Here is a 12,721-nt window from a genome sequence, read left to right as displayed (position 1 = left end):
CACCTGCTTTAGTCAACGAAGCTATCAATCATCAGCACATTGGATGTCAACCAATAGCATATAAAATATGCCGAACAAATGACAAGTGAACCAATGAACATTAAAGCAACACGTTATTAAGTTGATGTTGTGTAAGCAACTGTTGCATTGAGGGAGTGTTAAGGCTATCTTCGAGCGCGGCGGCATGTCTTAAATGATGCATATCACTGCCCAGAAAATTGACCAGATGTTTCTCTACCATGCTTTCCGCTGCTTTTTTCGCTCCTTTACCGTAATAACCTGTTAAAGCAATAGAATTTAACTGGAACAGACAACCTGTTTCTCTGACCTGATGATAATTTTCGAAAGTATTATGGTAATACGAATATCTTTCCGGGTGAGCCAAAACGGGTTTATAACCCGCATCTTGTATTATTTTTATAAAATCAATCAGGTTTTGAGGGGGGTTAATATAAGAAAGTTCGAACAAAAGGTAGTTTTCTCCAAAAGTTAGCACCTCTTTCTGCCTGATTTTCTTTTCCAGCGTTTCATCCAGATAATATTCAGCCGCAGCATCAACTTTTAAATCGATTTCATTCTCTTCGAGTCCTTTTCTTAAGATATCCAATCCACGGTTAATGGTATCTGGTGTATTACGGAAATAATCAGCCATGATGTGAGGTGTAGCAATCAGTTTTTGATAGCCCAAGGCCTTAAACTTTTTAGCAAGCAGCAATGAATCTTTAAGGTCTTTTGCACCATCGTCAATTCCAGGAATAATATGAGAATGCATATCTGTCTTAATACCTGAAAAATTAAATTCGGGCGCTATTTTCTTTTTCTTTTTAAAAAATCCGAACATCATGATAGGTCATAGCTTTAACTGATCTCTTTTGGCAAATTACTAGCTTCTGCTGCGCCAGCTAATTTAGAGGAATAGATTTTATCTAGCAACTGATTCAAGCTTTCACTTAAATCGAACTGCAGGTCTTCATGAAGTTTTTTGAATTTATTAATGGTTACCGCAACCGTTTTAATGTAATAAACACTAAAAAGCATCATAAAATCGCGATAACCAAAAGCTGATTTTTTATAATCTAAAGGGATGGCATTAAGTATAAACAGTTTTAGTTCGACCTCTCCTATAGGGTCTTTTGTCACTTTATAAAAATGATTAACAGAGGTAATCATCTTCCTTACTTTTACTAAAGCCTCTTTGGCATTTAGTTTTTTCAGTTCAGGAATCTGTTCATCAACATCAGCTTTAATCCTTTCTTTACGATCTTCCAGATCAGCCTCATCCTCTAATAGTTTATAGTGAAGATGTTCGGTAAGCACTTTATCTTTCGCTACCAAACGCAGTAACAGCTTGTCTTTTTCTTTAACAGGCAGTTCGGTAATGGCATTTTTTAAATCTTTGTGCTCCGATAACTTCATTTAAAAAGGATTAGCCTTAATGTATTTTTCCCACTCCCAAGCCGAGCGCATCATTTCATTAATATCGAGGTTGGCCTTCCAGCCGAGTTCCTTATTAGATTTCTGTACGTCTCCATAAATCTGAACAATATCTCCTGCCCTCCTCGGACCGATTTTATAATCCAGTTTTTCGCCGTTTACTTTTTCAAAAGCAGCAATAATCTCTAAAACTGAAGATCCTTTGCCGGTACCGATATTGAAAACATCGTAATTACCGTTCGGGTTTCCATCTTCTAATTTTTTTATAGCGGCAACATGTGCTTTTGCAAGATCTACCACATGGATATAATCGCGAATAGCCGAACCATCTGGCGTATCGTAATCATTGCCATAAACCGTAATCGGACCGCGTTTACCAATGGCAGATTGGGTAATAAAAGGAACCAGGTTTGCAGGCACCCCGTTTGGTAGTTCTCCGATCAAAGCGGTTTCGTGAGCGCCAACCGGATTAAAATAACGTAAAGCAATTACATTTAAATCAGGTGTTACCGCAGCAGTTTCAGCTAAAATTTCTTCAGCGATCTGTTTGGTATTTCCATAAGGAGATTCTGCTTTCTGCACAGGTGCAGCCTCGGTTACAGGCAAGGTTTCTGGTTGCCCATAAACGGTACATGATGAAGAAAATACAAAATTAATTTTCCTGTTAAACGAGGTTAACAGGTTAATCAATCCGTAAAAGTTGTTTTTATAATATTTTAAGGGTTGCTCTACCGATTCACCTACTGCTTTAGACGCTGCAAAATGAATAATCCCATCAATATCTGTATGGTTTTCTGCAAATTCTTGCACCGCTTTTTCGTCCCGAAGATCAATTTCGTGAAAATCGAACCATTTGCCGGTGATGGCATGCAGCTGGGTTAAAATTTTGATATTCGAGTTAGAGAGGTTATCGATAATTACAACTTCGTATCCTGCGTGATGTAATTCTACAGCTGTGTGCGAACCAATGTATCCTGTTCCACCAGTAACTAATATTTTTGCCATTTTAACGGTTAAATGTGGTAAAGTCTTTATGATCAATTTTAGCCAAAGCCTCTGGGGGCAATGACTTGAAGTATTCGTAAGTAATTTTTAATCCTTCGGCACGGCCTATTTTAGGCTCCCAACCCAATAGCTCTTTTGCTTTGGTAATGTCTGGTCTGCGCTGTTTCGGATCATCTTGTGGAAGTTCCTTATAAACAATTTTTTGTGTGGTGCCTGTTAGTTTAATAATTTCCTCACAGAACTGTTTGATCGTAATTTCATCGGGATTACCAATGTTAACCGGTTGGGCATAATCACTCATTAACAACCGATAAATACCTTCAATCAGATCATCTACATAACAAAAAGAGCGTGTCTGACTTCCATCACCAAAAACAGTTAGATCCTCTCCCCTTAATGCCTGCCCTATAAAAGCAGGTAAAACTCTGCCATCATTAAGGCGCATTCTCGGTCCGTAGGTATTAAAAATCCTCACAATACGGGTTTCTACACCATGAAAAGTATGGTAAGCCATGGTAATGGCCTCCTGAAAACGTTTCGCCTCATCGTAAACACCACGCGGACCAACAGGGTTTACATTGCCCCAATATTCTTCAGGCTGTGGGTTTACGTTTGGATCACCATACACTTCAGAAGTTGACGCAATCAGCATCCTTGCATTTTTATTACGCGCCAATCCTAAAAGATTATGCGTTCCCAAAGAACCTACCTTAAGCGTCTGAATCGGGATTTTAAGATAATCAATCGGACTTGCAGGTGAGGCGAAATGCAAGATATAATCCAGCTTACCTGGAACGTGAACAAATTTGGAAACGTCGTGGTTGTAAAACTCAAAATTTTCCAGTTTGAACAGGTGTTCGATATTGGCCATATCCCCTGTAATCAGGTTATCCATTCCAATAACATGATAGCCTTCTTTTACAAAACGGTCGCAAAGGTGCGAACCTAGAAATCCGGCAGCACCCGTAATCAATATCCTTTTCTGCCCCATTTTAATCTATCAATTTTCTGCCAATACTATTATAATAATAGCCAAGATCGATCATTTTTTGCAGATCGTATAAATTCCGGCCATCAAAAACGATTTTATTTTTGAGGATGCTATCTATTTTATCAAAATCAGGGTTACGGAAAACCGACCATTCTGTTGCAATCAGGAGTGCATCAGCGCCTTCTAAAGCTTCATATTGGTTTTTAGCGTAACTTACCTTATCGCCAATAACATTTTTAACATTGGCCATTGCCTCCGGATCAAAAACAGAAACAGTAGCCCCATTCTTAACCAGTTCGTCGATAATATATAAGGCTGGTGCCTCACGGATATCGTCGGTTTCTGGCTTAAAGGCCAAACCCCAAAGTGCAAAATGTTTGCCTTTTATATCACCCTTATAATATTTTAACACCTTATCAACAAGGACTGTTTTTTGCTTTTCGTTAACTTCCATTACCGATTTCAGGATCTGAAAGTCGTAAGCATAATCATCAGATGATTTGACCAAAGCCTGGACATCTTTCGGAAAACATGAACCACCGTAACCCACCCCCGGGAAAAGGAATCGTTTACCGATACGCTCATCAGAACCTATCCCTCTTCTTACTGCATCAACATCAGCGCCTACAAGTTCGCAAAGGTTTGCAATCTCGTTCATGAAAGTGATTTTAGTAGCGAGGAAGGAGTTTGCGGCGTACTTGGTCAGTTCAGACGAACGCTCATCCATAAAAAGAATAGGATTACCCTGACGTACATAAGGCCCATATAGTTCGGCCATTAATTTTTTAGCTTTTTCGCTTTTGGTACCCAATACCACACGGTCTGGTTTCATAAAGTCATCAACCGCTACGCCTTCTCTTAAAAATTCAGGGTTCGAAACCACATCTACTTCAACCGAAGTATTTTCAGCAAAAACAGCTTTTACCTTATCGGCAGTACCCACCGGAACGGTTGACTTATTTACGATCACCTTATATTCAGTGATTAGTTTGGAAATGTCTTTCGCAGCACCGAGAATGTACGATAGATCGGCTGCTCCATCACCACCCGGAGGCGTTGGCAATGCCATAAAAATAATCTGCGCTTCTTTTACTGCATCGGCAAGGTTGGTGGTAAAGGTTAATCTTTCCTGTTCGATATTTCTGTGGAACAAAAGATCTAAACCAGGTTCGTAGATCGGCACTTCGCCTGCCTGCATCTGTTTTACCTTTGCTTCATTAATATCCACACATATTACATCATTTCCTGTTTCTGCTAAACAAGTTCCGGTAACTAAACCTACATATCCAGTACCAATAACGGCTATCTTCATCTGTTAATTTATTTTTATCAGCTACAAACTACGCCACAATTTTATTTATTCAGTTTGAATACCCGGTAAAATTGTATGGCTTCCATATATTTTTAAGTTTTTTAAATATATTCGTTTTATCTTGGCACGAAGATATGAAATTACTTTACATCATCGGAATCTGGGGCTATACTTTACTCATCAGGATATTCTCATTATTTAATCCTAAAGCCAAATTGTTTATCAATGGCCGCAAAAATATCTTTACCTTAATTGCCCAGAAAATTAATCCTGCCGAAAAACATATATGGTTCCATTTTGCTTCTCTAGGCGAATTTGAACAAGGCAGACCCGTTCTAGAAAAATTAAAAGCCCTTTATCCGGCAAAGAAAATTATAGTTACTTTTTTTTCACCTTCGGGATATGAAATTAGGAAAAACTATGCCCTGGCCGACGTATTTTATCTCCCCATTGATACTGCTGCTAATGCCAAACGTTTTATAGCTGGCATCAATCCGGAAATGGCTATTTTTACCAAATATGAATTTTGGCATTTCTATTTTAAGGAATTAAAAGAACAGAGTATTCCTTTATACGTAATATCTGGAATCTTTAGAGAAAGTCAGGCCTTTTTTAAAGGGTACGGCGGCTTTTACTGCAATATTTTAAAATCTGTTACCTACTTTTTTGTACAAAATAAAGAAAGCGAGAGCCTTTTAAAATCAATCGGACTAAATAATGTAACCGTAAGTGGTGATACCCGTTTCGACCGGGTTTATGAAAATGCACAATCGCCAAAACAGCTTGGCATTATTGAAAGCTTTACTGGTAGCGCCCCTACTTTAGTTTGCGGAAGTACCTGGCCGGAAGACGAAAGAATATTATCAGATCTCCCCCAGAAATATCCGAATTGGAAATTTATCATCGCCCCACACGAGATCCACGAAAGCCATATTGAAAGTATTGAAAAACAGTTTTCAGTTAACAGTGTCCGGTTTTCAGTTTTCAGTGCTGACCCCAAAGCCCTAAACGCTAAACCCCAAACGCTTATCATCGATAACATTGGCATGCTTTCTTCATTATATCAATACGGGAAAGTAGCTTACATTGGTGGTGGTTTTGGGACAGGGATTCATAATACTTTAGAGGCCGCGGCATTTGGATTGCCGGTAATTTTCGGACCTAAATACGATAAATTTCAGGAAGCAAAAGATCTTATTGCCATTGGTGCAGCCAAAAGTATATCCTCAACTGTAGAACTAATTGATGCCTTTAATGCTTTCTCAAATAATCAACATGCTGCCGATGCAGCGAGAAAATATGTGGAGGATAAAAAAGGAGCAACAGATCAGATTATTTCGGTAATTACGAAATCAGATCAGCCTTAACAATTTCTTCAACTATTTCGGGGATACTTTGATCGATGGAAACCGTAAATACATCTGGTTCATTTGCCTGTGGTTCCTCCAAAGTTTCAAACTGACTTTGCAATAAGCTGGAAGGCATATATTGATGAGCACGTTTCACAATCCGATCGTGGATCAAATCGAAACTTCCTTTCAAATAAACAAAACGTATCGATTGATTATCCACTCTCAACAGATCCCGGTAAGATTTTTTAAGCGCAGAACAAGCAATGATACAGTTGGCTCCATTGCCAGCATGTTCGCGGCCAACTTTAGCAATCAACTGTAGCCAATCTAAACGATCGGCATCTGTTAGCGGAATACCCGCAGCCATTTTATCTACATTCCGTTGCGAATGCAGGTTATCGCCATCTATAAATTCTGCATTTATTTTTGGCGCCAGGGCTTTTCCGATTACTGTTTTACCACTTCCTGAAACGCCCATCAAAATAATAAAACTTCCCATCGTTAATCTATTTTACCATTCCGGCTAAAGCCTCAATAAATACAGGACTATCGTTTAAACTTTCTACTAACTGAACATGTTCGCCACCCAAAGTCTTAAATTCCTCATGGTATTCTACAGTGATTTCATAAAGTGTTTCCAAACAATCGGCTACAAAAGCCGGACTAAAAACCAAAAGACGTTTTTTTCCTTCGGCAGCCAATTTCTTTAACACATCGGTAGTATAAGGCTGCACCCATGGCTCCTTACCTAAACGCGATTGGAAACAAACGGTGTACTGATCTTTAGATAAGTTTAATTCTTTAGCGATTAACCTGGCAGTATCATGCCCTTGTGCTGAATAACAAAATTTATTGGTATCATTTAATGTCTGACAGCAATCGGCAGTTTTTAAACAATAGCTACCAGTATGGTCACATTTTAAAAGCTGACGTTCAGGCAAGCCGTGGAAGCTGAACAATACATGATCATAACTTTCTACGTGATGTTTCCTGGCATTTTCGGCAAAAACTTTAATCATTAATTCGTTATCATGGAATGAATTAATGAATGAGATCGGTGGAACCGTTGGCCACTTGCTCACCAATTCCATTACCAGTTGCATCACCGAACCAGTACTGGCAGAGGCATATTGCGGAAACATGGGTATCACCTGTATACTTTCTACCAAACCTGCTTTTAGATTTGATAGTGCCGAAGCAATGGATGGACTTTGGTAACGCATAGCCAGTTCAACATGGTAGTCGTTGCCCAATCTCTCCTGAAGCATTTTAGCCTGCAACCTACTGTAAAATAAGAGCGGTGAACCGCTTTCATTCCAGATTTCTTTGTATAGTTTAGCCGTTTTAGGACTACGGAAGGGAACAATAATGCCTTTAACCAATAATGTTCTGTTCAGTTTAGGAATATCAATTACCCGTTCATCCATCAGAAATTGATCTAAGTATTTTCTTACATCGGCTGTTGCCGGACTATCAGGTGTTCCTAAATTTACCAGTAAAATTCCCTTCTTGCTCATCTATAAAGAAATATGTTTTGTGGATGCAAATATCGCCCTTTTTATTGTTTTTTCACTATATTAAAAATGTGATTGCCGACATTTTTAAGTCAAAAATTAACACTTTACATTTTTAAATACCGTCAGCTAAAATCTTTGAATTTCAAAATCCTATCAGGTTTTTCCCATCTAACGGTTAAAAAAAGTAGAAGTCTTGAATTAGCCAATGCGAAATGGTAACACCCGACGCAGTAGATATACTACCAGTGTGCCATCAGACTTTACATCTGACAGTGAGAAAAAATAAAATATTCATCAGGAAAATCAAAAGAAAGCTATTTTAGTATCAGCCAGCAACATCTGGCAACATAAATAATGATATCATTATCCTTTGGTTTTATACAGCTGCCACCAGGGCATACCTGGCTTTTCATGGTGCTCTAAATGATACCCAAAAAAATAGCAGGTAATAAAGGCAACAAAATGATTTTTCTGCAAAGTTGAAGAATGATATTCATTATTATGCTCTCCTTTATGGGGTACGTAGGTTCCAAAATAAAAGAGTTGAAAAGTGCTCAATAAGGATGGCAACACCCAAAATAATAATAGATTTTTTTCATCAACCCAGATTTTCAACACATTAAAAGCTATGGCCATAATTACCAACTGGATGATGGTAACATAGTTTAACATGAAACGGAAATACCATTTCCAAAAGCCATGTGGCGCAAAATCCGGATCGTTTTCGGTATGTACATGACGGTGGTGCCGGTGATGCTTTGCATACAAACCGTTATAAAAAAAACCTGCGTAGAGAAAAACGGAAAGATAACCAATAAAATTATTTGCTTTGGCGTTCGGGGATATCGTTCCATGCATGGCATCATGAGCGGTGATAAATAAACCGGTATACAAATGCATCTGCACGAAAATCATGAGATACACCAAAGGATTGCTCCAGGCAAAATTCCAGGTTAACAAAAAATAAAGGGAAATAAACCAACATGCAATTACAGTTAATGCAACCAGAATTCCGGCGTATGGGTTTATCTTTTTCAATTTATATTATATTATTATAAACGACCGTCATCTCGAGCGAAATGCAACGAAGTCGAGAACCACGTAGTGCTCAGCGAAGCTAAATCTATCAAAGCAGATCTCTCCATTCCACTGCGTTCCAGTCGAGATGACGATTCTACTCTATAAATCTTTCATTAATACCTATTCAGATCTTCCTACAATCTAATACTGCTCCAGAGCGGCCTTAACATTTTCCATCAGCCACATCGGTGTAGAGGTAGCCCCGCAGATACCAACTTTATCTTTTTCATTAAACCAGCGCTGATCTAATTCTTCTACATTCGAAATGAAATATGAGTTATCGTTATATTTTTTACAAACATCGTAGAGCACTTTTCCGTTAGAAGATTTCTTTCCCGAAACAAAAACGATCTTATCGTAATGACTCACAAAATCTTCCAGTTCTTCGTATCTGTTAGATACTTGCCTGCAAATGGTATCATTAGCCTTAACTTCGTAACCACGGCTCAATAATTCATCTTTTATGTGATAGAATTTATCGGTGCTTTTGGTGGTTTGGCTATACAACGTAAATTTAGCGGGAAGTTCAACACCATCTAACTCGGCTAAATCCTGAAAAACAATCGCCTTGCCATCTGTTTGCCCTTGTAATCCGATTACTTCAGCATGGCCATGCTTACCAAAAATAAGTACTTGCTCATCGTCATCATGAGAATTTTTAATCCTGTTTTGCAACTTTAGTACAACAGGGCATGATGCATCTATTAATGTCAGGTTATTTTCTAAAGCCAGTTGATAAGTTGAGGGCGCCTCACCATGTGCCCTGATCAAAACTTTTTCATCCCTTAAGTTTTTTAAGACTTCGTGATCGATGATTTTTAATCCGCGGTTGGTTAAACGCTCCACTTCCTCATCGTTATGCACAATATCGCCAAGGCAATATAAATAACCTTCGTTATCCAGAATATCTTCAGCCATTTCTATCGCATACACTACGCCAAAGCAAAAGCCTGATGATTTATCAATGTTGACCTGTAAGTTTAAATTGCTCATTTGTTTTTAGGATTAGTTATTTATCGCCATAATGTCCCTTTGCAGAAATTACAAATACTGTAATAATCTCTTCATCTATCTTATAGACTAACCTATCTTTTTTATTTATCTGTCTCGACCAATAGCCTGAAAATTCAAATTTTAGTTTTTCAGGCTTACCAACTCCTGATGCTGGATGGACACTTAATTCTATAAAAATTTGTTGGAGTTTCTTTATTGAAGCCTGATCTCCGGATTTAAGTATGGCAGCCAACTGTTGTTTAGCCTGATCAGTAATATCTACAAAATACTTTCCCATATATTATGAACATCCTTAATCCTGGTTAGACGTCCATTTTTTATATCCTCTTCTCCTTTAGCTATTTCATCTATAAATGTCGGACTGTAACTTTTTTCTTTTTTAAAAGATACATTCAACGCTTGTAACACGGCCTCAACTGCCAAAAGTTGTTTTTTAGTTTTAGGCTGTACGATTAATGTTTCCATGTTATAAAGTTAATTAAAATAGCATCACAAAATTAAGCAAAAATATTTGTTCTGGTTGTCATGTATAAGACAACAAAAAAGATTAGCTGCGAGGCAAACATGGCCACACCAATATATTTCTGCTGTTTTAGGCCTAAGGCATAATAAAACTTTAATAAGATGACGGAAACAATAAACCAGGCCACATAATTTTGAACAGGGATTTCATGCCAATCCCATTGCCAGTAATCAAATTTCATGGCTACAGGCTCTAAAAAGAAATCGAAACCAACCAGAACAAAAGCGCCAATAAGTGATGCTAAAATACTGTTCCTGATTTTCATGCTTTTGAGCATTTGTCCCACACTGAAGATCAGGATGACCCAGTTTACGCCCATAAGTAATGGAACTGCAGCAATTTTATATCCTAAAGTATTGCCATAATAGTAGCTGCCAAATATCTTTCCGGTATGCACCCCCAATACCTCTACTAAAAAGCCACAGAGAAACACCCCTGAGACGAACAACAATAATCGTTTTACATCAGCATTGTACGAAAAAACAATTACAGCGAACATCAGCAATAAATGAAAGGGTACTAATTTGATAAAATAAGGCTGTGCAGCAGGGATTAAGAAGCCAAACAAGCCAACAACATGAAAAACGACTATTATGGCTACTGCAACCCTTTTAACCTTTAAATCGTTTTGATCGTTCTGCCCTTCCATGTGCTCGTTTTAAAAATATGTTTTTTAATAGAAATGAGTGAAATGATTAAGAAGAACAACATCTGTAAAGGATGTAATACCAAATTTATCAAAACATGCTGTCCGGATAAATAGGAAATCATCATTCTACTTAATACTATTAAAGTTAATGGTAATACAAGTAAAGCTACATTAAAGTTTAAGATTAAAATTAACGGCCCTATGGTTACCAAAAGCTGGTAAAATAATAATATTATAATGTTATTACCAAAACCTGCCAGTAAATTTTTGCTAAAGCCATTTAAGCTTTCACTTAAATTCCTGTACATCCTGCAATAGATCAGTCCGTTGGCCAGAAGTGCTTCTGCTTTAAATTTTTCCTGTTTTACCAATTTCATAATCTCCACATCTTCTACAACCTGATGTTTAACCCGCTCATGCCATTGGTTTTCTTTGTAATGATTGGCATCAAAAAACATACATTGTCCGCTGGCCGCTGCAAATGCCGGATTTTTAGAAAGTTTAACCAAACGTAAAGGCAATAAATTTAACAGGATAAAATGCATTAAGGGTACAGTTAACCATTCGCCTATTGATTTCATCATTTGATTAGTAAAGATGCTGAGCAGGGTCAGGTTTCCAATTTCCATCCGGCTAATGAGGCTATTGATCAGTCCTCTTTTAATTGTTTCATCAGCATCAATAAACAAAAGGTATTTACCGGTAGCCAATTCGCTGAGCTGCTGGCAAGCATAGTTTTTTCCCAGCCAGTTTGGAGGTAACTCCTGCCCGCTTATCACGCTGAATTTTGGATTGTTTAGGCAAAATTTTTCGACAAGCCCCAACGTATTATCACTACTATTATCATCCAAAACAATAACCTCGTAATCGGTATAATCCTGATTTTTTATTGAAACAAGCAATTCTAAAATATTCTCCGCCTCATTTCTTGCAGGGATCAGGATTGAAACCTGATCATGATGGCGTTTAACTACTCTTGGTAACTTTGGGTTAGAGAGGAAATTGAAAACGGTAACCGAAAACCGGATCACCAGAAAAATTAAAACGGCGTAAATAAAAATTGTCATTCAACCAGCTGATTTTGTTTAACAACCGATTGATCATAATGTTTATTATAAGCGCTTTTTAACAATTGCAAACTCACATACTCTTCATTCTCCCAATGCTGTAGATAAGTATAAGCTGTTGGTTTTCTCTTCGCAAAATAATCGATAAAAGTTGCAGCAAAAATGATATTGATTTTTTTCTGACTGCCATTAATGATCTGCATTACCCCTTTTTCAAAACTAATACCTTTTAAGTGGTTAGAATACAATTTTCCCTGTGGAAATACTAATACTAAGTTTGATGGATTATCTAACAATTTGCCTGCATAATTAAGTGTTTCTAAAATGTCTTTACCTTTATTTTCGGCAGCAAAAGCACCAAGATATTTCAAGAAACCTATTTTAGTATAGTTTTCGGCATTGACCAAAACATGAAACTGTTTCTTTAATATTTTTTTGTTGATGTAAAACAGAAAAAAGCCGTCCCACCAGCTAAAATGATTGGCCAAAATCAGCACAGCAGAATCAGATCTGGTTTCCAGGGCATTATAATTGAATGCAGCAAAATCCTTTTTGATGATAAACTGAATATACCAGGAGAAAAATTTAAAAATCAGATTGTTTTTTCTGGGCTGATACATTTTGGAAAATTGCAAAAAATTGAGGTGAATTACAAATTTGGTCTCAATAGACTGTAAAAATGATGATCCTCGTTTGTAACGAGGATCGCTGAGATCCACATTTATAATGTGATACACAACTGCACAATAACTCACAATAAGCGATAAAACCGCTTTT

15 protein-coding genes are annotated in these 12,721 nt (G+C 37.5%); 1 reads left to right on the top strand and 14 read right to left on the bottom strand.

Features of this window, described 5'->3' with window-relative positions:
• Positions 1-100: 100 nt before the first annotated feature.
• The 5 genes from OQX63_RS19805 to OQX63_RS19785 are packed head-to-tail and all read right to left on the bottom strand — an operon-like array spanning position 101 to position 4,742.
• Entirely contained in the window at positions 101-844 is a 744-nt protein-coding gene (locus OQX63_RS19805) for a tyrosine-protein phosphatase (RefSeq protein ID WP_265852542.1), read from the bottom strand.
• Positions 845-858: 14 nt separating this feature from the next.
• The gene (locus tag OQX63_RS19800; RefSeq protein WP_265852541.1) at positions 859-1,416 is read right to left on the bottom strand and encodes a hypothetical protein; all 558 of its coding nucleotides are present in this window, start codon (positions 1,414-1,416) and stop codon (positions 859-861) included.
• Positions 1,417-2,439 carry a UDP-glucose 4-epimerase GalE gene (galE, locus tag OQX63_RS19795; RefSeq protein ID WP_265852540.1) on the bottom strand — a complete coding sequence of 341 codons (1,023 nt, stop codon included), beginning with the start codon at positions 2,437-2,439 and terminating at the stop codon, positions 1,417-1,419.
• A 1-nt stretch (position 2,440) separates the two neighbouring features.
• Positions 2,441-3,430 (bottom strand): UDP-glucuronic acid decarboxylase family protein, encoded by a 990-nt coding sequence (locus tag OQX63_RS19790; protein ID WP_265852539.1) that lies wholly within the window; start codon positions 3,428-3,430, stop codon positions 2,441-2,443.
• Position 3,431: 1 nt separating this feature from the next.
• A complete protein-coding gene (locus tag OQX63_RS19785) occupies positions 3,432-4,742 on the bottom strand; it encodes a UDP-glucose dehydrogenase family protein (RefSeq protein WP_265852538.1) in 1,311 nt (436 codons plus the stop codon).
• Positions 4,743-4,876: 134 nt separating this feature from the next.
• On the opposite strand from OQX63_RS19785, the gene OQX63_RS19780 reads away from it, so the two are divergent.
• Positions 4,877-6,109 carry a 3-deoxy-D-manno-octulosonic acid transferase gene (locus OQX63_RS19780; protein WP_265852537.1) on the top strand — a complete coding sequence of 411 codons (1,233 nt, stop codon included), beginning with the start codon at positions 4,877-4,879 and terminating at the stop codon, positions 6,107-6,109.
• Here the strand turns inward: OQX63_RS19780 and OQX63_RS19775 are convergent.
• The 9 genes from OQX63_RS19775 to OQX63_RS19735 form a co-directional block, all read right to left on the bottom strand.
• Complete coding sequence (locus tag OQX63_RS19775; RefSeq protein WP_265852536.1) at positions 6,087-6,593, bottom strand: gluconokinase; 507 nt, start codon at positions 6,591-6,593, stop codon at positions 6,087-6,089. The genes OQX63_RS19780 and OQX63_RS19775 overlap by 23 nt on opposite strands.
• A 7-nt stretch (positions 6,594-6,600) precedes the next feature.
• Positions 6,601-7,611 carry a ferrochelatase gene (gene hemH, locus OQX63_RS19770; protein ID WP_265852535.1) on the bottom strand — a complete coding sequence of 337 codons (1,011 nt, stop codon included), beginning with the start codon at positions 7,609-7,611 and terminating at the stop codon, positions 6,601-6,603.
• Positions 7,612-7,974: 363 nt separating this feature from the next.
• Positions 7,975-8,649, bottom strand: a complete 675-nt coding sequence (locus OQX63_RS19765; protein ID WP_265852534.1) for a fatty acid desaturase — start codon at positions 8,647-8,649, stop codon at positions 7,975-7,977.
• Positions 8,650-8,832: 183 nt separating this feature from the next.
• On the bottom strand, positions 8,833-9,684 hold the full coding sequence (locus OQX63_RS19760) for a 4-hydroxy-3-methylbut-2-enyl diphosphate reductase (RefSeq protein WP_265852533.1): 852 nt from the start codon (positions 9,682-9,684) through the stop codon (positions 8,833-8,835).
• Positions 9,685-9,700: 16 nt separating this feature from the next.
• Complete coding sequence (locus tag OQX63_RS19755; protein WP_265852532.1) at positions 9,701-9,982, bottom strand: Txe/YoeB family addiction module toxin; 282 nt, start codon at positions 9,980-9,982, stop codon at positions 9,701-9,703.
• Positions 9,964-10,170 (bottom strand): DUF2683 family protein, encoded by a 207-nt coding sequence (locus OQX63_RS19750; protein ID WP_132403526.1) that lies wholly within the window; start codon positions 10,168-10,170, stop codon positions 9,964-9,966. Before OQX63_RS19750 ends, OQX63_RS19755 begins: the two co-directional genes overlap by 19 nt.
• 32 nt (positions 10,171-10,202) lie before the next feature.
• Positions 10,203-10,877 (bottom strand): carotenoid biosynthesis protein, encoded by a 675-nt coding sequence (locus OQX63_RS19745; protein ID WP_265852531.1) that lies wholly within the window; start codon positions 10,875-10,877, stop codon positions 10,203-10,205.
• Positions 10,847-11,944 carry a glycosyltransferase gene (locus OQX63_RS19740; RefSeq protein WP_265852530.1) on the bottom strand — a complete coding sequence of 366 codons (1,098 nt, stop codon included), beginning with the start codon at positions 11,942-11,944 and terminating at the stop codon, positions 10,847-10,849. Before OQX63_RS19740 ends, OQX63_RS19745 begins: the two co-directional genes overlap by 31 nt.
• The gene (locus tag OQX63_RS19735; protein WP_265852529.1) at positions 11,941-12,564 is read right to left on the bottom strand and encodes a 1-acyl-sn-glycerol-3-phosphate acyltransferase; all 624 of its coding nucleotides are present in this window, start codon (positions 12,562-12,564) and stop codon (positions 11,941-11,943) included. Before OQX63_RS19735 ends, OQX63_RS19740 begins: the two co-directional genes overlap by 4 nt.
• Positions 12,565-12,721 lie beyond the last annotated feature (157 nt).

Source organism: Pedobacter sp. PF22-3 (assembly GCF_026239555.1).
Classification (GTDB): Bacteria; Bacteroidota; Bacteroidia; order Sphingobacteriales; family Sphingobacteriaceae; genus Pedobacter.
Note: the sequence above shows the minus strand (reverse complement) of the source record. Positions and strands in the feature narration are given on the sequence as shown.